The 21,533-nt window shown below is 71.3% G+C and carries 20 protein-coding genes; 9 read left to right on the top strand and 11 right to left on the bottom strand.

All coding sequences use genetic code 11. The annotated features are described in order from the left end of the window. Positions 1 to 16: 16 nt before the first annotated feature. A complete protein-coding gene (locus ACGFRF_RS19810; RefSeq protein WP_393741580.1) occupies positions 17 to 925 on the top strand; it encodes a helix-turn-helix domain-containing protein in 909 nt (302 codons plus the stop codon). 74 nt (positions 926 to 999) lie between these two features. Here ACGFRF_RS19810 and ACGFRF_RS19805 read toward each other — a convergent pair whose 3' ends face one another. From ACGFRF_RS19805 to ACGFRF_RS19785, 5 genes are all read right to left on the bottom strand, one after another. Further along, the gene (locus ACGFRF_RS19805; RefSeq protein WP_393741579.1) at positions 1,000 to 4,248 is read right to left on the bottom strand and encodes a S8 family serine peptidase; all 3,249 of its coding nucleotides are present in this window, start codon (positions 4,246 to 4,248) and stop codon (positions 1,000 to 1,002) included. 302 nt (positions 4,249 to 4,550) lie between these two features. Then, a complete protein-coding gene (locus ACGFRF_RS19800) occupies positions 4,551 to 5,234 on the bottom strand; it encodes an ABC transporter ATP-binding protein (protein WP_393741577.1) in 684 nt (227 codons plus the stop codon). Positions 5,235 to 5,358: 124 nt separating this feature from the next. Further along, positions 5,359 to 6,843 (bottom strand): ABC transporter permease, encoded by a 1,485-nt coding sequence (locus ACGFRF_RS19795; RefSeq protein WP_393741576.1) that lies wholly within the window; start codon positions 6,841 to 6,843, stop codon positions 5,359 to 5,361. 145 nt (positions 6,844 to 6,988) lie between these two features. After that, complete coding sequence (locus ACGFRF_RS19790) at positions 6,989 to 8,233, bottom strand: Ig-like domain-containing protein (protein ID WP_393741575.1); 1,245 nt, start codon at positions 8,231 to 8,233, stop codon at positions 6,989 to 6,991. Positions 8,234 to 8,452: 219 nt separating this feature from the next. Continuing rightward, positions 8,453 to 8,797: a hypothetical protein gene (locus ACGFRF_RS19785; protein WP_393741573.1), complete on the bottom strand. Its 345-nt coding sequence runs from the start codon at positions 8,795 to 8,797 to the stop codon at positions 8,453 to 8,455. Positions 8,798 to 8,906: 109 nt separating this feature from the next. On the opposite strand from ACGFRF_RS19785, the gene ACGFRF_RS19780 reads away from it, so the two are divergent. Together ACGFRF_RS19780 and ACGFRF_RS19775 are read left to right on the top strand one after the other, a co-directional pair. Then, positions 8,907 to 9,245 carry an LAETG motif-containing sortase-dependent surface protein gene (locus tag ACGFRF_RS19780; protein ID WP_393741571.1) on the top strand — a complete coding sequence of 113 codons (339 nt, stop codon included), beginning with the start codon at positions 8,907 to 8,909 and terminating at the stop codon, positions 9,243 to 9,245. Between the two features lie 42 nt (positions 9,246 to 9,287). After that, a complete protein-coding gene (locus tag ACGFRF_RS19775; RefSeq protein ID WP_393741569.1) occupies positions 9,288 to 10,073 on the top strand; it encodes a hypothetical protein in 786 nt (261 codons plus the stop codon). Positions 10,074 to 10,292: 219 nt separating this feature from the next. Here the strand turns inward: ACGFRF_RS19775 and hutH are convergent, their stop codons facing one another. The 3 genes from hutH to ACGFRF_RS19760 form a co-directional block, all read right to left on the bottom strand. Further along, positions 10,293 to 11,831: a histidine ammonia-lyase gene (gene hutH / locus ACGFRF_RS19770; RefSeq protein ID WP_393742126.1), complete on the bottom strand. Its 1,539-nt coding sequence runs from the start codon at positions 11,829 to 11,831 to the stop codon at positions 10,293 to 10,295. A gap of 88 nt (positions 11,832 to 11,919) precedes the next feature. Next, positions 11,920 to 13,062 carry a diguanylate cyclase domain-containing protein gene (locus ACGFRF_RS19765; RefSeq protein ID WP_393741567.1) on the bottom strand — a complete coding sequence of 381 codons (1,143 nt, stop codon included), beginning with the start codon at positions 13,060 to 13,062 and terminating at the stop codon, positions 11,920 to 11,922. Between the two features lie 157 nt (positions 13,063 to 13,219). Beyond that, a complete protein-coding gene (locus tag ACGFRF_RS19760) occupies positions 13,220 to 14,014 on the bottom strand; it encodes an enoyl-CoA hydratase/isomerase family protein (RefSeq protein WP_393741565.1) in 795 nt (264 codons plus the stop codon). A gap of 193 nt (positions 14,015 to 14,207) precedes the next feature. On the opposite strand from ACGFRF_RS19760, the gene ACGFRF_RS19755 reads away from it, so the two are divergent. Continuing rightward, entirely contained in the window at positions 14,208 to 14,840 is a 633-nt protein-coding gene (locus ACGFRF_RS19755; protein ID WP_393741563.1) for a hypothetical protein, read from the top strand. A 78-nt stretch (positions 14,841 to 14,918) separates the two neighbouring features. Here the strand turns inward: ACGFRF_RS19755 and ACGFRF_RS19750 are convergent, their stop codons facing one another. Together ACGFRF_RS19750 and ACGFRF_RS19745 are read right to left on the bottom strand one after the other, a co-directional pair. Further along, the gene (locus ACGFRF_RS19750) at positions 14,919 to 16,064 is read right to left on the bottom strand and encodes an adenylate/guanylate cyclase domain-containing protein (protein WP_393741562.1); all 1,146 of its coding nucleotides are present in this window, start codon (positions 16,062 to 16,064) and stop codon (positions 14,919 to 14,921) included. Positions 16,065 to 16,416: 352 nt separating this feature from the next. Continuing rightward, complete coding sequence (locus ACGFRF_RS19745) at positions 16,417 to 17,283, bottom strand: biotin--[acetyl-CoA-carboxylase] ligase (RefSeq protein WP_393741560.1); 867 nt, start codon at positions 17,281 to 17,283, stop codon at positions 16,417 to 16,419. 110 nt (positions 17,284 to 17,393) lie between these two features. Between ACGFRF_RS19745 and ACGFRF_RS19740 the strand changes: the two genes are divergently transcribed. The 4 genes from ACGFRF_RS19740 (at position 17,394) to ACGFRF_RS19725 (ending at position 20,134) form a co-directional block, all read left to right on the top strand. After that, positions 17,394 to 19,007 carry an acyl-CoA carboxylase subunit beta gene (locus ACGFRF_RS19740; RefSeq protein ID WP_393741559.1) on the top strand — a complete coding sequence of 538 codons (1,614 nt, stop codon included), beginning with the start codon at positions 17,394 to 17,396 and terminating at the stop codon, positions 19,005 to 19,007. Positions 19,008 to 19,033: 26 nt separating this feature from the next. After that, positions 19,034 to 19,243 carry an acyl-CoA carboxylase epsilon subunit gene (locus ACGFRF_RS19735; RefSeq protein WP_393741557.1) on the top strand — a complete coding sequence of 70 codons (210 nt, stop codon included), beginning with the start codon at positions 19,034 to 19,036 and terminating at the stop codon, positions 19,241 to 19,243. A gap of 112 nt (positions 19,244 to 19,355) precedes the next feature. Continuing rightward, positions 19,356 to 19,484 carry a morphogenic membrane protein MmpB gene (gene mmpB / locus ACGFRF_RS19730; RefSeq protein ID WP_393741555.1) on the top strand — a complete coding sequence of 43 codons (129 nt, stop codon included), beginning with the start codon at positions 19,356 to 19,358 and terminating at the stop codon, positions 19,482 to 19,484. A gap of 32 nt (positions 19,485 to 19,516) precedes the next feature. Next, entirely contained in the window at positions 19,517 to 20,134 is a 618-nt protein-coding gene (locus tag ACGFRF_RS19725) for a Maf family protein (RefSeq protein WP_393741553.1), read from the top strand. Here the strand turns inward: ACGFRF_RS19725 and ACGFRF_RS19720 are convergent. Continuing rightward, the gene (locus ACGFRF_RS19720; protein WP_393741551.1) at positions 20,106 to 20,690 is read right to left on the bottom strand and encodes a hypothetical protein; all 585 of its coding nucleotides are present in this window, start codon (positions 20,688 to 20,690) and stop codon (positions 20,106 to 20,108) included. The two genes, ACGFRF_RS19725 and ACGFRF_RS19720, sit on opposite strands and share 29 nt — an antisense overlap. 364 nt (positions 20,691 to 21,054) lie before the next feature. On the opposite strand from ACGFRF_RS19720, the gene ACGFRF_RS19715 reads away from it, so the two are divergent. After that, positions 21,055 to 21,533: biotin carboxylase N-terminal domain-containing protein (locus ACGFRF_RS19715; RefSeq protein WP_393741549.1), on the top strand; the 479-nt coding region annotated here is incomplete at its 3' end.

Raw genomic sequence — 21,533 nt, 5'->3', positions numbered from 1 at the left:
CAGGAATACTGGACGTATGGAACGCAGGGACGAACAGCCGCAGGCGGCAGCCGCCGCCGGCCGGCCCCTGGACCGGCGGGCCGAGCTGAGCGAGTTCCTGCGCAGCAGGCGTGCCCGGCTGAAGCCGGAGGACGTGGGCCTGCCGGACTTCGGACGGCACCGCCGGGTGCCGGGGCTGCGCCGCGAGGAGCTGGCACAGCTGGCCGGGGTGTCGGTGGCGTACTACACCCGGCTGGAACAGGGCAACGGACGGAACGTCTCGGCGGAGGTGCTGGACTCGATCGCCCGCGCCCTGCGGCTGACGAACGCCGAGCACGCCCATCTCATCCACCTGGCCAAGCCGAAGTCGCACAAGAAGAAACCGGCGACGCGGCAGCAGCAGGTCCGCTCCTCCCTGTGCCGACTGCTGGACACGATGGACGGGGTACCGGCGTACATCGTCGGCCGGCGCGCGGAGATCCTCGCCTGGAACCGGATGGCGGCGGCCGTCTTCGGGGACTGGGCGGAACTGCCGGCCGGCGAGCGCAACTGGGCTCGCCTGGTGTTCCTGCGGCCCGAGTACCGCGATCTGTTCGTCGACTGGCAGCAGAAGGCGATCGACATCGTCTGCTCCCTGCGCATGGACGCGGGCTGCTACCCGGACGATCCGCGCCTGTCGGCGCTGGTGGGCGAACTCTCGGTCAAGAGCGAGGAGTTCCGCCGCCTGTGGGCCACCCATGACGTCAAGGAGAAGAACCATGGCGTCAAGCACCTGCACCACCCCCTGGTGGGCGACCTCTCCTTGAACTTCGAGTCCTTCCGCCTGACGGACGGCACGGACCAGTCCCTGGTGACGTACCACGCCGAACCGGGCACGCCGTCCGCCGAGTCCCTGCGGCTGCTGGCCAGCTGGGGCGCGGACGCCACGACGGCGACGGCGCGCTGACCACGCGATGAGGGGCACCCCGGAGGCTGTTCTCCGGTGTGCCCCTCATCAACCCCGTCGGGGGGTGCTGCGGCCTACTTGCCGAAGTAGGCGTCGTAGATCTTGATCTCCGACGTGTTGCCCTTCTTGTCGGTGATCTTGGTGCGGAAGGAGATGGACTTGCCCTTGGCCGGGTTCTTCACGGTGATCTTGCCGCCGCGGACGTCGACCTTCTTCCACGTCTTGCCGTCGTAGGAGACGTAGACGGCGAGGGACTTCAGGTTGCCGCCCGCGGCCGAACCCTCGACGGTGACCGGGAAGGTGACCTTCTTGCCGGCGGCGACACGGCTGTCCAGGCCGGTGACGGCGCCGAAGTGCAGGGCGGAGGCCGGGAGCTGGGCGAAGTCGCTCGACGGCTTCTTCGACCGGAAGGTCCAGGTCGCGTCGATCCGGGAGGAGGCCTGCGCGACCTTGGCCGACCGCTTGACCGAGGTGGTCAGCTTGTAGGCCGCGTCACCGGCCGGGACCTTGAAGGTCTTGCCGCCGAACAGCGGGTCGTCGTTGGAGCCGACCTTGGTGCCGTTGCGGTACAGGGTCGTCTTCGCCGAGGTGAACTCCGAGTACCCGGCGTGCTTGGCCGAGTCGGCGAACAGCGGCAGCGAACCGAAGATCTCGTTGCCGTCCCGGAAGAGACCGAAGTCCCTGGAGACGTGCGGGCCGAAGACCGCGGTGTTGACCGTCTTCGTGTAGGTCTGGCCGGCCTTGAAGGTGAACTGGCCGAGCGAGTAGCCGGCCTCGGAGACCGGGAAGCCGTCCTGGTCGAAGCCGCCGTTCTGCTCGAACTCCAACTGCCAGGCCACGCCGCCCTTGGCGGACAGGTGCAGGGTGCGGGTGCCGGGCAGCTTCTGGTTGATGCCGATGGAGGAGGCACCGGTGCTGCCGGGCAGCCAGCCGACGGCGCTGACCGAGCCGGTCTTGCCGCTCGCGGCGGCACCGAGCCGGACCTTGACCGTGGCCAGGTCGCCGGCCTTGTAGTGCTTGGTGTAGCCGGTGGCGAGCTGCTTGACCGAGCTGCCCGAGGTCACGTCGTACTCGTCCGTGGCGCCCTTGGTCCAGTGGCCGTCCCACTGCTGGTACAGCGATCCGGCGGGCAGCGCCGGGCCCAGGTGGGCGGTGCGGAAGTTCTTGTACGAGTCCAGGAACCAGCCGTAGCCGTACTGGCCGTCGCCGATGGTGACGTCGTACTCCGGCGAGGCGAACTGCGATGTCACGCCCGAGGCCGGGACGGTGATGTCCACCCGCTTGGCCTTGCGCGCGTCGATCGTGATCGTCTGCTTCTTGGAGACGGTCAGCTTCGGCTGGGCGATCCAGTCGATGCCCTTGGTGCCGTCCTTCGGGTCCACGTAGACGGCGGTGTTGAGGATGTACGTGCCCTTGGGCGCGCGCACCTTCACCGTGCCGTCCTTGTCGTACGGGTTCAGCCAGACGCCGTTCGCCAGGCCCGCCACGCCGCTGACGTCGGCGTCGTAGTACGGGGCCGGCTTGCCGTCACGGCCGATGAACTTCAGCGTGACGTCGTACGACTCCACCTCGCGCTGGACCGCGGCGGCCGTGCGGACCGTCTGGCCGCCGCCCGTCGCCGTCACGTACGCGGAGTAGGCGCCGTCGACGGTGCCGCCGAGCTTGGTGTCGACGGTGAGGTCCACCGAGGCCTTGCCGTGCGCCGGCACGGTCACCTTGGTCGCGGCGAGCTTGAAGAAGCCCGACGGTGCCGCGGCGCCCTTGGGGTTGCTGGCGGTGGCGGCCAGGGTGAGTGTGACGTCCTGGTCACCGAGGTTGCGGTACGTCAGCTTCTTGGTGACCGGCTTGTCGTCGGTGTGCGGCCACTGCTGCACACCGAAGCTCACCGAGACCGGGTCGGCGACGATCGACTGCTTGATGGCCTTGTCGACCTGGATGCGGCCCGTACCCTGCTGGAACGGCGTGTACCTGCCGCCCTTGGTGGAGCCGGTCAGGGCACCCTTCAGCTCCGTGTAGCCCCAGTCGGGGTGCTCCTGCTTCAGGATCGCGGCGGCGCCCGCGACGTGCGGGGTGGCCATCGAGGTGCCGGAGATGGTCAGGTAGCCCTCGGGCTTCTCGCCGACCTCCTGGTCGATGAGGCTGCCCTTGGCCGCGGCGGCGGTGATGTCCACTCCGGGCGCGGTGACGTCCGGCTTGATGGCACCGTCGCCGGCCCGCGGGCCGGTGGAGGAGAAGTCGGCCAGCTTGTCCTTGTCGTCGACGGCGCCGACGGTGAGCGCGGCGTCCGCGCTGCCCGGCGAACCGATCGACTGGGGGCCCTCGTTGCCCGCGGCGATCGCGAACAGGACGCCCTTCTCGGCGGAGAGCTTGTTGACCTCCGCCTCGAGCGGGTCGACCTCGGGTGTGTCGTAGCCGCCGAGGCTGAGGTTGATGACGGAGGCGCCCTGCGCGGCCGCCCACTCCATGCCGGCGAGGATGCCGGAGTCGTCACCGGAACCGCTGTCGTCCAGGACCTTGCCGTTGAGGATCTTGGCGTCCGGAGCGACACCCTTGTACTTGCCGCCCGACTTGGCGCCGGTGCCCGCCACGATGGAGGCCACGTGCGTGCCGTGACCGAAGTGGTCGGTGGCGTCGGCGGCGGCGGTGAAGTTCTTGGCCTCGATCACCTGGTCCTTGAGGTCCGGGTGGGTGGCGTCCACACCCGTGTCGAGGACGGCGACCTTCACGCCCTTGCCGGTGTAGCCGGCCTTCCACGCGGTCGGGGCGCCGATCTGCGGCACGGACTTGTCGAGGGAGGCCTTGCGGACTCCGTCGAGCCAGACGTGCGCGATACCGGCGGCCGTCCTGTTGCCGTTGGTGACCGCGTCCCACAGTTCGGCGGTGTCCTTGACCGGGGTCTGCACGGCGTCCGCGTTGAGCGCCTTCAGGCTGCGGCGCAGGTGGCCGGCGTCCCGGACGTCGGCCTTCGCGGACGCGGCGGAGCCGCTGTAGCCGACGATGACCTTCAGGCCGTTCTTCTGGGCCTTGCGGGTGGCGGCCTTGTTCAGCTCGGTGATGTCGAACAGGCGCTGGTCCAGCGTGCCGGAGGCGACCAGGCGGGCCGCGTCGGCGGGGACGACCAGCGTGTGTCCGCCGGCCTTGCGGACCTGGAAGGGTATGTGCTCGCGCCCCTTGGCCCGCTCCAGGCCGACGACCCGGCCCTCGGCGTCGAGGGCGACCCGGTCGCCGGTGATGAGGGTGACTTGGTGCTTGGCGGTGATCTTCGAGGCGGCAATGGCAGCGGCCTTGGCGGGTGCGGGTTTCGCCGACGCCGGGCTGGTCATTCCCGCTGCGAGGGCGACGGCTGCGGCCGTTGCCACACTGGCCGCAGCAGCTCTTTTCACTTGTTGGCGCAAGTTCTCCCCCTGGAGATGAAGTACCGGGCGAATTCCCCGTTCACCCGGCCGGGGGCAGCCTCGTACGTATGTACGTCAACCCCCCGGATCCCGAAGTATGCCGGGGGGTGATCAGAGGGCTCAATAGATGAGAGGACAGTGAGAAAGCGCGCCGGGAAACTGTTACGCGGCAGACCGGACACCGTTACAAGACCGCGAAGTCCCTGTGGGCGGAACGGTGTTATACGACGTCAGGCGCCGGCGTTCTCCTTCACCGTGATCCTGCCCTTGCGGATGGTGGCCAGCCGCGGGGCCTTCTTCGCGATGGCGGAGTCGTGGGTGACCATGATGAAGGTCAGCCCGTGCTCCTTCCACAGACGTTCGAGCACGTCCATGATCTCGTCCCGCATGCTCTCGTCGAGGTTGCCGGTCGGCTCGTCGGCGAGCAGCACCTTGGGCCGCTTCACCAGGGCCCGGGCGATGGCGACACGCTGCTGCTGACCGCCGGACATCTCCGAGGGAAGGTGGGCCAGGCGCTCGCCGAGGCCGACGGACTTCAGTGCGTCGGCGGCCAGTTCGCGCCGCTCCTTGACCTTGACGCCGAGGGGTACGAGGGCCGTCTCCACGTTCTCCTGGGCGGTGAGGGTCGGGATGAGGTTGAAGGACTGGAAGACGAAGCCGATGTTCTCGCTGCGGACCTTTGTCAGGCGGGCCTCGGAGAGCTTGGCCAGGTCGATGCCGTCCAGGACCACTTCGCCGGAAGTGGGGCGGTCCAGGCCGCCGAGCATCTGGAGCAGGGTCGATTTTCCGCCGCCGGTGGGGCCCTGGATGACCAGTCTGTCGCCGTCGCCGATGGTGAGGTCGATTCCGTCGAGGGCGTGGACCGCTTCTTTGCCTCTGGTGTAGCGCTTGGTGACGTTCTTCAGTGCGTACATGTCGCTCCTGGCAGGGTTCGGGGTGGTGCGCGTCGTCGTCGGCCGCGGGTGAGTGGGGAGCTGGGTCGCGCAGTTGCCCGCGCCCCTTCGGATCGGCGCCCTTGGCCATGCCGGTGAGCCGCCCTTACTCCACCCTCCTCAGCGCATCCGCGGGGCGAAGCCTCGACGCCCGCCAGCCGCCGAACGCTCCCGCGATCAGGCCGCCCGCCACCGCGAGGCCCACCGCCAGGGCGATCGTCGTGACGTCGACCGGGGCGGTGAGGGCCACCTCCAGGGTCGTGGCCGCCTGCCGGCCGGGGCCGCCGAAGCCACCGCCGCCGGGGCCGCCGAAGCCACCGCCGCCGGGGCCACTGCCCAAGCCGCCGCCCCCGGTGCCTCCGCCCAGCTGTGCCTGCAGAGTGGGGCTGACGGCGGTGACGGCGTACGCGCCCGCCAGGCCGAGCGCGATACCGAGGGCGCCGCCGACCAGGCCGTTGACGACGGCCTCGCCGACCACCTGCCGGGTCACCCGGCCCGACTTCCAGCCCAGCGCCTTCAGGGTGCCGAACTCGCGGACCCGGCGGGAGACCGCCGAGGAGGTGAGCAGTCCCGCGACCAGGAACGCGGCCACCAGCACCGCGACGGACAGCCAGGTGCCGACCTTGGTGGCGAGGGAGGAGGCGGTGGACAGGGAGCCGGAGACCGTCTTGGCGAGGTCGGCGGAGGTGGTGACCGTCGTACCGGAGACGTTCGTCTGGATGGCGCTCTTGACGGTGTCGATCTGCTGGGAGTCGGTCGCCTTGACGTAGATCGTGGTGACCTTGTTCTTCTCGTCGGCGAGGGTCTGCGCCCGCTTCAACGGGATGTACAGGTCGGCCGCCGAGTCACCGCTGGTGGCGGTGGCGATGCCGATCATCTTGAAGGTGGTGCCCTTGACGGTGACGGTGGAGCCGACCTTGTACTTCTTCTCCTTGGCGTACGCCGAGTCGGCCACGGCCACCGCGGCGTTCGTCTCGGTGGTCTTGAAGGTCCGGCCGCTGCTGATCGTCGAGGAGGTCAGCGGGCCGAGCGCGGTCCTGGTGACGTCGGTGCCGAAGACCGTGTACTGGTTGACGTCGAAGTCGGCGCCGCCGCCCTGCACTTCGCCCTGCGGCAGGCCGGTGCCCCCGCCGCCGGGGCCGCGCCCCTGAGTGCCGCCGCCGTTCTGCTGGAACCGGCCGCGGGTGAACTGGCCGCTGACCTTGACCACGTCGAGGCTGAGCCCGCCGACGGCCGACGCGACGCCCTTCTGGCCGGCGACCTCGGTGACGGTCGAGGAGGCGAGGGTGGTGAAGCCCGCCACCCGGACCCGGTCGCTGGTCTGCTTCGCGTCGTCGTCGTTGTTGCGCGCGTCGAACCGGAAGCGGGGCTGCTGGGAGCTGCCGGCGGTCGGTGTCGCCGCCTTGGTGACCGTCATGTCCGTACCGAGGCCGTACAGGGACTGCAGGACCTTGTCCTGGGCCTTGCCCATGCCCTGGGACACGGAGTCGACCACGATGACCAGCGCGATGCCCAGCGCGAGGCCGGAGGCGACGACGAGGGCCGCCTTTCTGCGGCGGCGCAGTTCGCGCCTCAGGTAGGTGAAGAACATGGCCGCAAGCTAGGGACGGACCGTGATGACACCATAAGGCCGACGTAAAAGAAGCATGAGAAGGCGGTGGCCGAGCCGGCGGGACCTCGAAAAAAACCGATGCCGCCCCGGAGGGCGGCATCGGAAGGCTGTGGAGCAGGTGGCGTCAGATCGCCGAACCGGCCTTCCACTGCGCCCAGTCCATGTTCCAGCCGTTGAGGCCGTTGTCCGGGGAGACGGTCTTGTCGCCGGTGTGCTGGATCACCACGACGTCACCGAGGAGGGAGTGCCCGTACAGCCACGCACCCGGAGTGTTCGGGTCCTTCGCGCCCTTGGTGTCGGACAGGCCCACGCAGCCGTGGCTGGTGTTGACGCTGCCGAAGATGGACTTCGCGGCCCAGTAGTTGCCGTGGATGAAGGTGCCGGAGTTGGTGAGGCGGATGGCGTGCGGCACGTCCTTGATGTCGTACTCGCCCTTGCCGTCGTCGTCGGTGAAGCCCACGGTCGCGCCGTTCATGCGCGTCTGCTGGAACTTCTCGGACATCACCATGATGCCCTCGTACGTCTTGTTCTCCGGCGAACCGGCGGAGATCGGTATGGTCTTGACGACGTTGCCGTCCTGCGTGACCTTCATCTGCTTGGTCTGCGCGTCGACGTAGGAGATCTGGTTGCGGCCGATGTGGAAGGTGACCGTCTTCTGCTGCACGCCGTAGACGCCGCTCGCGCCCTCGACACCGTCGAGCGCCAGCTTCAGCGTGACGGTGGAGTTCTCCTTCCAGTACGTCTCCGGCCGGAAGTCGATGCGGTTGGCGTTGAACCAGTGGCCCACGACCTCCTGACCGCTGCTGGAGGTGACCGTGATCCCCTTCTGGACGGCGGCCTTGTTGGTGATCGCCTTGTCGAAGTTGATCGAGACGGGCATGCCCACGCCGACTGTGGTGCCGTTGTCCGGCGTGAAGTTGCCTATGAAGCTGTTGGCCGTGGAGACCGTGGTGAAGGAGGCGTTCTCGTGGGCGACCCGGCCCTCGGCGTCCTTGGCCTCCGCGGAGAGCTTGTAGGTGGTCGAGCGCTTGAGCTGGACGGTCGGCTTCCAGCTCGTCCGGTCGGCGGACAGCACACCGGCCACGGCCTGGCCGTCGGTGGTGGTCATGGACACGCTGATCAGGCTGCCCTTGGCGACTCTGACGGCGGCCGAGTTGTTGATGGAGGCGTTGTTAGAGCCGTCCTTCGGCGTGATCGCGATCTGCGCCTCGGACGACTTCTGGGCCGCGGCCTCGTCGGCCTTGGCCTGCGAGGTGTCGCCGCCGTCGGCCGCCTTGGCGTCACCGCTGCCCGAACAGCCCGTGAGCACGAGCACACCACCGAGCAGTGCGGACGCGACCGTCAGGCTGCGCCGCTTACTGTCCGTCATCACACGCTTCTCCATCGTTGCCGAATCCGCGAAAACCCCGAGAGTCCCCTTGAGAACTTTCAACGCTACGGCCGATTCATCCCGTTCCACATAGTTCTCAGGTGTGGGCCACACCACGTCCACCGGAGCGGAGTGGTGGTGAAGTCGTCCGTGCGCCCCCTGAGACGACAAAACCCCGAACGGCGGTTGCCGTCCGGGGTCATGGGTGCCCCGGGACGCTCAGCCGATGCCGCCCTCTTCGTCGTCGTCCTGCACATCATCCTCGTCCAGGTCCCAGTCGGGCGAATCAGGGTCGTAGTCGATCCGCTCACTGGACCAGGACGCCTGCTGGAGTCCCACTCCGGGCACCTCGCTGACCAGGTCGAACGGATCCACGAGATAGGCGAGGGCCTCCGCGGTGTCTTCCGTCACAGCGCCCTCGGCCTGGGTCCGCTCCTCCTGCGGCAGCTCCGGATCGGCGGCGAGCCGGCGCAGCGCCGCCTTGGTCACCGCGCCCTCGTCCTCCACCTCCAGGACGATCTCCACCCGAAGCCGTACAAAACGTGATCTCTCTTCAGCACTCATGGCGGGAGCGTACGACCGAAACCTCCCGTGACTTTCCTGTGACCCGCGACTTTCACTAACATCGCCCCACACGGCCAATTCGCCAGCGTCACAAGGGGATCGATATTCCGTGTCATCCGCTCGCCGTCCGTTGCTGACCGCCACCGCCGCGGGCACCCTGCTCTGCGCGCTGTGGTTCGTCCCGTCCGCCAACGCGTCACAGGACTCCCCGGCGAGAGAGACGACGGCCCGGTCCGTCACCGCCTACTCAGCGACACACGTCACCCAGCAGGCCAGGGCGGTGTCGGTGGCGACCGCCGAGGGTGTGCGGGAGACGTCGGACGACATCGAACTGGCCGACACCGGAAGCCCCGACACCACGCCGTACGTCGTCGGCGGAACCCTCTTCCTCGCCGTCGGTGCCGGTTTCGTCGTGTACTCGGTGCGCCGCGAACGCCTGGGCCTTTAATTTCCCTTGACGAATCTTTGACAGCGCACACATAGTGCGCGCATGAAGAGATCATCGGGCGTGCGGCTGTGCGCCACCGCAGCTGTGAGCGCGCTGTCGCTCGCCCTTGTCACGGGCTGCTCCGACGAAGGGTCGAAGGGTTCCGGGGACGGCAAGGGCCCGGACGGGAAGCCGGCCGCGAAGGCGCTGAGCGCCGCCGAGTTGAGGGACCTGATCGTCGCCAAGGGCGAGGTGCCCGGGTACGACGTCGGAGCCGTGCCGGCCGGCCGCGCCAAGCCGATCACGACCGACGGCGCGACGTGCGGGTCGCTGGCCCGCGTTCTGTCCGGCCTCCCGCCGACCGAGGCGGCGGCGCAGACCGACCGCCTGGCCACGGAGACCCGGAAGAAGGACCCCACGGACAACGCGACGTCCCTGGACGACCTGGCCGACGGCAAGTTCGAGGACGCCCTCAACAAGTCGATGGACCGGGACGTCACCACGGTCTCCCTGTCCTCCTACGAGGGGGACGGCGCCACGCAGGCCCTCAAGGCGGTCTCCGACGCGGTCAAGGCCTGTTCGGGCGGCTTCTCCGGCGAGCAGGCGGGGACCGAGGTGAAGTTCACCAAGGTCGCCGAGGAGAAGCCCTCGGGCTCGGGGGACGCGTCGGTGGCGTTCTCGGCGACCAGCGAGTCGGACGGGGAGACGGCACCCCTGCACGCCGAGGTCGTCCGGCACGGGAACACCGTGGCGTCGTACTTCACGATGAACATCGGCGCGATGATGACCAAGAAGGCCTACGTGGTCTCGCCCGAGGTCGTCAAGGCGCAGTCGGCCAAGCTGAAGTGACCGCTTCCCCTCCTGGCCGGAGGGATGCCTGACGCCTGGAGCGACGCTCCAGGAGGCCCGGTCCCGCAAGCGGCACGGGCACGTTCCCGGCCGCCGGCAGCTTCCGGACCTGCGGCGGTGCACGAGCCGCTCGCCAGGAGCGGAAGCGTGTCGCCGGTGCCCGGGCGGAGGCCTTCCGCGGTGGGGGCCGCCCGGTCCGGGCGGCCCCCCCCGGCGGGGTCACGCCAGGGGGCCCGTCACCGCCTCGACGGCGGCGACGAGGTGGCCGCCGCGCACGAACGCGTCGGCGGCGGCCAGGTCGGGCGCCAGGAACCGGTCCGGGCCGGGGCCCTGCACACCGGCGGCCCGTACGGCCTCGATGACGGCCTGCGAGGCGGGCGCCGGGGCGAGGCCCTCGCGCAGTTCGACGGCGCGGGTGGCGGCGTACAGCTCGACGGCGATGATCCGGGTGAGGTTGTCCACGGCGGTGCGCAGCTTGCGCGCGGCCGACCAGCCCATGGACACGTGGTCCTCCTGCATGGCGGAGGACGGGATGGAGTCCGCGGAGGCCGGTACGGCGAGCCGCTTCATCTCGCTGACCAGCGCGGCCTGCGTGTACTGGGCGATCATCAGGCCGGAGTCGACGCCGGCGTCGTCGGCGAGGAACGGCGGCAGTCCGTGGCTGCGGTTCTTGTCCAGCAGCCGGTCGGTGCGGCGCTCGGCGATGGAGCCGAGGTCGGCGGCCGCGATGGCGAGGAAGTCGAGGACGTAGGCGACCGGGGCGCCGTGGAAGTTGCCGTTGGACTCCACGCGGCCGTCGGGCAGCACCACCGGGTTGTCGACGGCGGCGGCCAGCTCGCGCTCGGCGACCAGGCGGGCGTGCGCCATGGTGTCCCGGCCGGCGCCGGCCACCTGCGGGGCGCAGCGCACGGAGTAGGCGTCCTGGACGCGCGGCGCGTCGTCCTGGTGGTGCCCGGTGAGCTGGGAGCCCTTGAGCACGGCGAGCATGTTGGCGGCGGAGGCGCCCTGGCCCGGGTGCGGGCGGATGGCGTGCAGCTCCGGGGCCAGCACCTTGTCCGTGCCGAGCAGCGCCTCCAGGCTGAGGGCGGCGGTGATGTCGGCGGACTTGTACAGGGTGTCGAGGTCGGCGAGGGCCATGATCAGCATGCCGAGCATGCCGTCGGTGCCGTTGAGGAGGGCCAGGCCCTCCTTCTCGCGCAGTTCGACGGGCTGGATCCCGTGCTCGGCGAGCAGTTCGCCGGCCGGCCGCACGACACCGTCAGGCCCCTCGGCGTCCCCCTCGCCCATGAGGGTGAGTGCGCAGTGGGACAGCGGGGCGAGGTCGCCGGAGCAGCCGAGGGAGCCGTACTCGTGCACGACCGGGGTGATCCCGGCGTTCAGCACGTCGGCCATGGTCTGCGCGACCTCGGGCCGGACGCCGGTGTGGCCGGAGCAGACGGTCTTCAGCCGCAGGAACATCAGGGCCCGTACGACCTCGCGCTCCACCCGCGGGCCCATGCCGGCGGCGTGCGAGCGGACGATGTTGCGCTGCAGCTGTGCGCGCAGTTCCTGGCTGATGTGCCGGGTCGCCAGGGCTCCGAAGCCGGTGGAGACGCCGTAGACCGGGTCCGGCTTGGCCGCCAGCGCGTCCACGATCTCCCGGGCCGCCGCGAGGGCCGCCACCGCCTGGGCCGACAGCTCGATGCGGGCACCGCCGCGCGCCACGGCGAGAACGTCGGACGCCGTGACACCGGACGTCCCCACCACCACAGTGTGCATATCCATATTCAGGAGCGTACGCATTGAATGCAGCGGTGTCACTAGTGCGATGCGGAGGTGACCCTTACCGCTCGGTGTGGTCTTCGCCTCAGGGGCGGCGCCCACGGAAACGGCGGCGCTCGGCGCGCGAGGGCGGCGGTTCGTCGGCCAGCCGTACGACGGGATCGTCCGGGCCCTCCCGGCCCGCCACCACCGGCCGGTCCGTCCGCATGGCCTTGGCCCGGTACTGCGCCGCGTCGGCCAGCCGGAACAGCCGCCGGGCGTCCCGCACCGGCCCGATCGGGTCCCCGGTCGAGGCGATGCCGCACGCGACCCCCTCGCCCAGCTCCAACTCCGCCGCCCTGCGGCACAGTTCGTCCGCGGCCTTCACCACGTCGTCGGCGGGCGGGCCGACCGCGAGCAGGCAGAACTCGTCGCCGCCCAGCCGTGCGGCCAGCGCGCCCGGCACCATCGCCCCGCACAGGGAGAGCACCGAGCCGAACCGCTCCAGGAGACGGTCGCCGACGGCGTGCCCCAGGGTGTCGTTGACCCGCTTGAGCCCGTTGAGATCGCAGACGACGAGGCTGACGACCACCCCCTCCGTACGGTGCCGCTCGACGGCCTCCTCCAGGCCCACGTCCACGGCGCGACGGTTGGCGAGCCCGGTGAGGGCGTCGGTGAACGCGAGCCGGCGGGCCTCCTCCAGCCGCTCGGTCTGCGCGAGCCCGGCGGCGACGACCGCGGCCAGCACGGTGGCGAAGTCGGCGTCGGCCCGCCCGAACAGGGGCTCCCCGGTCGCGCGGGCGACGTACAGCTCGCCCCACGCCCGGCCGTGCAGCACGACGGGTGCGACGACGCAGCAGCCGCGGCCCCGGCGGCGCAGGGCGGCGACCCGCTGGTGGAAGTAACCGGGGGTGCCGGCGGCCGCGCCCTCGGCGGTCTCCACCCAGGCGTTGGGGCCCCCGCCGCCGGCCCACCGCTCGTGCAGGAACTCGGTGATCTCCGGGAACTGGTGCACCGGGTAGGCCTCGGCCTCCGGGAACTCCTCCTCGTCCGGCGCCCTGTCCCCCACGTTCACGAGGACCCGCAGCCGGCCCAGCTCCCGTTCCCAGACCGACAGCGCCGCGAAGCTGCCGTCCAGCGCCCGGCAGGCGCCGAGCGCGGCGGCCTGCCACGACTCCCGCGGAGTGTGCGCCGCCGCCATCCCCTGCGCCAGCGCCACGACGGCGACGAGCCGCTTGTCCTCACCCATTACTCCAGATTAGGGAGGAACAGGGTGATTCGGGACATTGGTGCGGCGATCAGGTGGACCGTGGAAGGGCGCCGTCTGCCTGCGGGGCACCTTTCGAGTGCGGCCGCGCGAGGGCCGGTCGCACAATCCCCCGCGCCCCTGAGGGCACCGGTGGCCGCTACTCCCCCGGCCACTTTGGCGTCCGCTTCTCGTTGAACGCCGCCACCCCCTCCGCCCGGTCCCCCGAGAACGCCACCGACCGCCACGCCGCGTCCTCGACCTCGAGCCCGGCCCGCAGATCCAACCCGTGCCCCAGCCGCAGCGCCCGCTTGGCGGCACGGAGGCCGACCGGCGAGTTCCCGGCGATCCGGGCGCCCAGTTCCAGCGCCTCCTCGCGGTCCCGCCCCTCCTCCACCAGCCGGTCCACCAGCCCCAGCTCGGCCGCCTCCGCCGCCTCCACCCGCCGCGCCGAGAAGATCAGCTCGGCCGCCCGCGCCGCCCCGACCCGCCGCGGCAGCAACTGCGTACCGCCACCCCCCGGGATCACCCCCACCGACACCTCCGGCAGCCCCACCACGGCCGTACGGTCGGCCACGATCAGGTCGCAGGACAGCGCCAGCTCGAACCCGCCCCCCAGCGCGAAGCCGTGCACCGCCGCGATCGTCGGCATCGGCAGCTCCAGCACCCCGGTGTACGCCCCCCGCGCCACCGGCCGCTGCCGTACGAGGTCCGCGTCGGTGAAGGAGTTCCGCTCCTTCAGGTCGGCCCCGACACAGAACGCCCGTTCGTGGGAGGAGGTCAGCACGACCACGCGCGCGTCCCGGTCGGCGGCCAGCGCAGCACACGCACCCGCGAGCGAGCGGGCCATGCCCGTCGAGACGGCGTTCATGGCCTTGGGCCGGTCCAGCACCAGCTCCGCGACGTGCCCGTGCCGCCGCACCAGCACGAACTCCCCGAACCGCTCCTCGCTCATGACACCCTCCGGTTAACGCGGGTTAACTCACTGTCGGCCCGATCATCGCAGTCGTACCCGATCCCGGGAAGCCCAGGGGGGCTACACCCGTTCGAGTGACATCCCGGCCGTCTCACCCCACACCGCTCACGAGAACGCATAACGTGCGCTCCGCCACGGCGCGCCCCGGGCGCGCGGCGCGGGGAGGGAACCCATGACACCGATACGTGCGCAGTCCCGTACGGAACAGGCGAGCGAGCCGGACGAACAGGTCGGCGGTGGTGCGTCCGGCGTACGGCGCGGGCGCCACCGCAAACCCCGCCCCCGCAAGGTGCTGCTCGCCGCCGGTGGCCTCGCCCTGGCCGCGGGGGTCCTCAGTCTGGTCCGGGTCGCCCCGGAGTCCGGGGTGGTCGGCGCCCCGGGCACCGCGGAGGCCGAGCCCCGGACCGACCCGGGCGGCGGCACCACCGACCGCTCGGCCGCCACCACCGCCACCGCCGCCGACCCGACCGCGCTGCCCTCGGCGACCTCCGCCATGGGCGGCAGGAGCCCAGCGCCGACGGGCACCGGGGGCCCTGCCCCCGCCGCCTCGCGCACCGCCGCCGCACCGTCCGACGACACCGCCGTCCCGACCACGATCCCGACCGGCGCCCCGTCCCCACCCCCCGGCACCACCCCGCCGCCCTCGGCGACGACCGCTGCCCCGCGCCCGGCCCCGGCGACCCCCACGCGCACATCGACCCCGGCCCCGACCCCGAGCCGCAGCACGGCGGAACCCGATCCCGGCGGGGTGTGCCTGCCGGTGATCGGCCTGTGCGTCGACGTACCGGGCGACCGCGACCGCTAGCAGGGACCGGGACCGGCCGCTCCTAGGGCCTGTCTGACCATTCGCGTCGTTGCCCGAAGGGCGGCCGCGCGGCGTGCCCTAGGCCCCGCTGTCGCGGCGTGTGAGCAGCCACGGCTCGACCACGCCGAGCCCACGCACCGGGCGCTGCCACATCGGCTGGAGCGCGAAGCGGTACGTCGGCGGCTCCTCGCCCTCCTTCTCGGCGGCCGCCGCGGCCTCGGCCGCCTCCGCCTCCGAGGCGGGGGCCTCGCCGGTGCGGATCAGCTCCTCCGCGAAGGCGCTGTCCACCAGCACGGCGTCACGGGGGGCTATCGAGGTGAGCCGGGACGCCAGGTTCACCGTCGTACCGAACACATCACCCATGCGCGTGGTCACCGTGCCGAACGCCATACCGACCCGCAGCTCCGGCATCGTCTCGTCGTTCGCCAGCGTCTCCACCAGCCGCAGCGCGATGTCCGCGGCCGTCCCCGCGTCGTCCGCCGCGTACAGCACCTCGTCGCCCAGGGTCTTGATGAGCCGGCCGCCGCGCGCGGCCACCAGGTCGGCGGCGGTCGTCTCGAAGGCCTCGACCAGCTCGCCGAGTTCCTCCTCCTCCATGCGGCGGGTCAGCCGGGTGAAGCCGACGAGGTCGGCGAAGGCGACGGCGAGCCGCCGGTCGACCATCTCCTCGTCGTCACCGGTCTGCACGACCCGGCCGGCCGAGGCGGCGAGCTGGCGGCGCCAGACGTAGACGAGGAACTCCTCCAGCTCGGGCAGGAGCAGCTCGACGATCGGATACGTCACCTCGGTGCGGGTCATCCCCGGCTCCGGGGGCTCGGTCAGGCCCTCCAGAAAGGAATCGATCTGCCACTCCGCCAACCGGGCGGTGGTCTGCCCGGTGGACCGGGCCACCTGTACCGCCATGGCCTCGCTGAGCAGCCCCGCCTCCACGAGGCCGGCCAGGCGGCGCAGGGCGAGTACGTCGGCCTCGGTGAGGGCCTTGGCCTGGCCGATGTCGGCGAATCCCATGGCCCGCCAGAACCGCGAGGCCAGTTCCATGGAGACGCCGGCGCTGCGGGCCGCCTGAAAAGGGGTGTAGCGGCGCTCGGCGCCCAGGATGAGCTGTTCGAGACGCAGGGCCAGCGGGTCCTCGCCGGAGTCGGCGGCGTGGGCGTCCCCCCGCTCGAGGGGAGGGTCCACCCGGCCGTCCGCGCCCGCGCCGGAGCCCGTGTCGTCGACGGTCACGCCTGCTGCCCTTCCGATCTGCCGCGGTCAGGTTTCGACCGGCCTCAACTCTACGGCAGGTGTGCGCCAGCTCACTCCGTCGGGTTGGGCCGGGGGTGCGCTGTGCGGCACGGGTCCGGTGACCCTGCACTGTCCGACAGAGCTTGATCGCCGTACCCACCTGCGACTCCATCGTGGCTGGTCGCGCAGTTTCCCGCGCCCCCAGGAAGCCGCGGTCCCCGCACCTTTCCGGCTGCCGCGGCCGCGGGCGGGCGCGGCGCCCGTCCCCAGGACGAGCGGCATCCCGCCGGCGCGGACGAGCGACCCCGCCCCGGCCGGCCGCGGCCGAGGGCACCCGGTCGACGCCGCGCCCCTACGCCGGTCGCACGTGCACGATGTCCCCCGCGCCCACCGGCTCCTGTACGCCCTCCGCCGTGGCGATGACCAGGCGCCCGTCCCCGTCCAGGGCGACCGCCTCGCCCACGATCGACCGCTCCCCCGGCAGCTCCGCCCGCACCGTCCGTCCGAGCGTCGCGCAGCCCGCCGCGTACGTGTCCTGCAGACCGCTGGCGCCGGGGTCGCCTCCCGCCGCCCGCCACCGCCCGTACCAGTCCTCCAGCGACCGCAGCACGGCACGCAGCAGCGGATCCCGGTCCGTGCCCCGCGCCCCGGCCAGCGCCAGGGAGCCCGCCTGCGGGACCGGCAGTTCGTCCGCCCGCAGCGTGACGTTGATGCCGACGCCCACGACCACACCGTCCTGGCCCGCCCGCTCGGCCAGGATGCCGCCGGCCTTGCGCTCCTCCCCGCCCACGGTCACCAGCAGGTCGTTCGGCCACTTGAGTGCCGTGTCGACGCCCGCGGCCCGGGACAGGCCGGTCGCCACCGCCACACCCGTCAGCAGCGGCAGCCACCCCCAGCGGGCGACCGGCACCTCGACGGGCTTCAGCAGCACGGAGAAGAAGAGGCCGGAGCGCGGCGGCGCCGTCCACCGGCGGTCCAGGCGGCCCCGGCCCGCCGTCTGTTCCTCGGCCACCAGCACCGCGCCCTCCGCCGCCTTGCCGGCCGCGGCCAGCGCCACCAGGTCGTTGTTGGTGGAGCCGGTGCTCTGCGTGACCTCCAGCGCCGACCAGAGCCCGCCCTCGCGCACCAGAGCCCGCCGGAGCGCGGCCGCGTTCAGGGGCGGGCGGTCGAGGTCGGACCAGCGGCTGCCGTTGTCGTCTGCTGCATCTCGGGGCGTCATGCAAGCCACCCTAGGTGTGGTAAACGACGCAGTGCTGATCGGTAGGCCCACCACTACTCTACGGATGAGTAACCGTCCCCCCTTTTGAGCAGGCAGGGAGCCGTATCCCGATGTCCGAGCCGGAAGAGCGTCACGAGATCCAAGGGATCGACATTCACACGACCGCGGGGAAGCTCGCGGATCTCCAGCGTCGCATCCATGAAGCGACGCACGCCGGCTCCGAACGTGCCGTCGAGAAGCAGCACGCCAAGGGCAAGCTGACGGCCCGTGAGCGGATCGAACTGCTGCTCGACGAAGGGTCGTTCGTCGAGCTGGACGAGTTCGCCCGGCACCGCTCCACCAACTTCGGGCTGGAGAAGAACCGCCCCTACGGAGACGGTGTCGTGACCGGGTACGGGACCGTCGACGGGCGTCCCGTCGCCGTGTTCTCGCAGGACTTCACCGTTTTCGGCGGCGCGCTGGGCGAGGTCTACGGCCAGAAGATCGTCAAGGTCATGGACTTCGCGCTGAAGACCGGCTGCCCGGTCATCGGCATCAACGACTCGGGCGGCGCCCGCATCCAGGAGGGCGTCGCGTCGCTGGGCGCGTACGGCGAGATCTTCCGCCGCAACACCCACGCCTCCGGTGTGATCCCGCAGATCAGCCTGGTCGTCGGGCCCTGCGCGGGCGGCGCGGTCTACTCCCCGGCCATCACCGACTTCACGGTCATGGTCGACCAGACCTCGCACATGTTCATCACCGGCCCGGACGTCATCAAGACCGTCACCGGCGAGGACGTCGGCTTCGAGGAGCTGGGCGGCGCCCGCACCCACAACTCCACCTCCGGCGTGGCCCACCACATGGCCGGGGACGAGAAGGACGCCATCGAGTACGTCAAGCAGCTGCTGTCGTACCTGCCGTCCAACAACCTCTCCGAGCCCCCGGTCTTCCCGGAGGAGGCGGACCTCGCGGTCACCGACGAGGACCGCGAGCTGGACACGCTCGTCCCGGACAGCGCGAACCAGCCGTACGACATCCGCACGGTCGTCGAGCACGTCCTGGACGACGCCGAGTTCTTCGAGACGCAGGCGCTGTTCGCGCCGAACATCGTCACCGGCTTCGGCCGCGTCGAGGGCCACCCGGTCGGCGTGGTCGCCAACCAGCCGATGCAGTTCGCCGGCTGCCTGGACATCGACGCGTCCGAGAAGGCCGCCCGCTTCGTGCGGACCTGCGACGCCTTCAACGTCCCCGTCCTGACCTTCGTGGACGTGCCCGGCTTCCTGCCCGGCGTCGGCCAGGAGCACGAGGGCATCATCCGGCGCGGCGCCAAGCTGATCTACGCCTACGCCGAGGCCACCGTCCCGCTGATCACCGTGATCACCCGCAAGGCCTTCGGCGGCGCCTACGACGTCATGGGCTCCAAGCACCTGGGCGCCGACCTCAACCTGGCCTGGCCGACCGCCCAGATCGCCGTCATGGGCGCCCAGGGCGCGGTCAACATCCTGCACCGCCGCACCCTCGCCGAGGCCGAGGCGAGCGGCGAGGACCTCGAGGCGGTGCGCGCCCGGCTGATCCAGGAGTACGAGGACACCCTCCTCAACCCCTACGTCGCGGCCGAGCGCGGCTACGTCGACGCGGTGATCATGCCGTCCGACACCCGTGCCCACATCGTCCGCGGCCTGCGTCAGCTGCGCACCAAGCGGGAATCACTGCCCCCGAAGAAGCACGGCAACATCCCCCTCTAGGCCCGGCCGATCGATAGGAAGCCGTCATGACGATCAAGGTCGTACGAGGCAATCCGACCCCGGAGGAGCTGGCCGCCGCCCTGGCGGTGGTCCGCGCCCGCGCCGCGGCGGCGGCAGCCCAGCCGTCCGGCGCGCAGGGCCCGAGGGACTCCTGGTCGGACCCGTCCCGCATCGCCTCCGCCCACCTGCCCAAGCCGGGCCCGGCGTCATGGACCCGGACCTACTGGCCGAGCTGAGCGGATCCCGCCCCGAGGGCGCGGGGAACCGCGCACAGGAGAGCAGCGCGGGGCGCCGATCTGAGTACCGCTACTCAGGCGCACCGGACCGGCGAAGCCCCACGCTGGTGACATGCTGTGGTCAGACCCCGAGAACGAGCCGCCGAAAGAACTGCGTGACGTGCAGGAGAAGCTGCGGCGGCTCGGCCTCCTCATGGCCCTGGCCATGGTCGTGGCGATGATCGTGATCGGTCTGAGGTGAGCCGGGCGGCACCACGTGACTAACCTGACCGCATGACTGCCACACGCCGCAGGCGACTCGTGCTCGCCTCCCAGTCCCCCGCCCGGCTCGGCCTGCTCCGGCAGGCCGGCCTCGCGCCCGAGGTGATCGTCAGCGGGGTCGACGAGGACGCCGTCAGCGCCCCCACCCCGGCCGAGCTGGCGCTCGCCCTCGCCGAGGCCAAGGCCTCCGTCGTCGCGGCGAGGCCGGAGGTGCAGGGCGCCCTGGTGATCGGCTGCGACTCGGTGCTGGAGCTGGACGGGCAGGCGCTCGGCAAGCCCGCCGACGCCGAGGAGGCCACCGCCCGCTGGAAGGCGATGCGCGGGCGGGCCGGGGTCCTCCAGACGGGTCACTGCGTCTGGGACACGGAGGCCAAGCGGTACGTGTCGGCGACCGCCTCCACCGTCGTCCGGTTCGGCGAGCCGAGCGACGAGGAGATCGCCGCGTACGTGGCCTCCGGCGAGCCCCTCCACGTCGCCGGGGCGTTCACCCTGGACGGCCGTTCGGCGCCGTTCATCGAGGGCATCGACGGCGACCACGGCAATGTGATCGGCATCAGCCTGCCCCTGGTGCGCAAACTCCTGGCCGAACTGGGCGTCGGCATCACGGAGTTGTGGACGCCGGCCCAGTGACCTGGGCGGGGACGGAGTCCTGCGGCTCCTCGTCCCCGTCCTGCGGGGCACCGCGCTGCTCCGGGAGCCGCGGCGGCGCGCCGGCCTCGTTGCGGGGCTCGGTCCGTGCCGCCGGATCGCCGCCCTCGTCGGCACCACCGCCGGACGCCGCCTGCTCCGGCCCGCCGGCGCGGTCGTACGTCATCAGGACCAGGACGATCAGTCCGAGCACCACGACCATGAACAGGAACGCGGTCCAGCCGACCAGGCCCCAGGCGAACGCGCCCAGCAGGCCGTGCACCACGGCCGCGCTGATCAGCAGGATGCGGCCGAAGCCGGCCGGGGCGCGGTCGCGGATCGCGACCAGCAGGGCCACCAGGGCGCACAGGGCGAAGTAGAGGCCGAAGACGACGCCGCCGATCTTCGAGGACGTCGACATGACGTCGGGGTCGAGGCCGGCCAGGGACATCTTCTGCCGGTCGACCACCACACCGAGGAACCAGTTCACGGCCGCGATGCCGAGCGCCTCGGCGAGGAGGACGACCGCTACCACCCACGCCACCGGTCTACGCACCACCGGTCCCCACCCACTCTCCAGCCAGCGATCTGTTACCCCAGGTACGTTCGAGCCATCGTGAACGCTACTAACGGGTAAACCCGGGGACAAGGGTTCGCGCCGCAGCAAAGAATCATTGGGCCATTCGTAGGGACTCGACAAAGAAACAGAGTGGGCCGCAGCACCCCACCACAGAGACCTTGGCCACATGTCAGGGCTAGGGTTTTCCGCAGGAGTCCTGCGTACGGAGGTACGACTAGGGATTTCGCGGGTCGAGCGAGCCTCGAATCACGCTCCGTGTGGGCAAGCTCACCATTGGGGACGGGTCGAAGTGCCGTGTCGGCAGTCCCTAAACTCGGCTTGTTTCAAGGAGGGAGCCTCAATCGTGCGCAAGGTGCTCATCGCCAACCGTGGCGAAATCGCTGTCCGCGTGGCCCGGGCCTGTCGGGATGCGGGTATCGCGAGCGTGGCCGTCTACGCGGACCCGGACCGGGACGCTCTGCATGTCCGCGCCGCGGATGAGGCGTTCGCCCTGGGCGGTGACACCCCCGCCACCAGCTACCTGGACATCGACAAGGTGCTGAACGCCGCCCGCGAGTCGGGGGCCGACGCCGTCCATCCCGGATACGGCTTCCTCTCGGAGAACGCCGACTTCGCGCAGGCGGTCCTGGACGCGGGCCTGAACTGGATCGGCCCGCCCCCGCAGGCCATCCGCGACCTGGGTGACAAGGTCGCCGCCCGGCACATCGCCCAGCGCGCCGGCGCCCCGCTGGTCGCCGGCACCCCCGACCCGGTCTCGGGTGCGGAGGAGGTCGTGGCCTTCGCGCGCGAGCACGGCCTGCCGATCGCGATCAAGGCCGCCTT

The sequence above is a fragment of the Streptomyces sp. NPDC048521 genome, from assembly GCF_043199855.1.
Taxonomy (GTDB): Bacteria; Actinomycetota; Actinomycetes; order Streptomycetales; family Streptomycetaceae; genus Streptomyces.
This window is presented reverse-complemented; position numbering and strand designations above follow the sequence as displayed.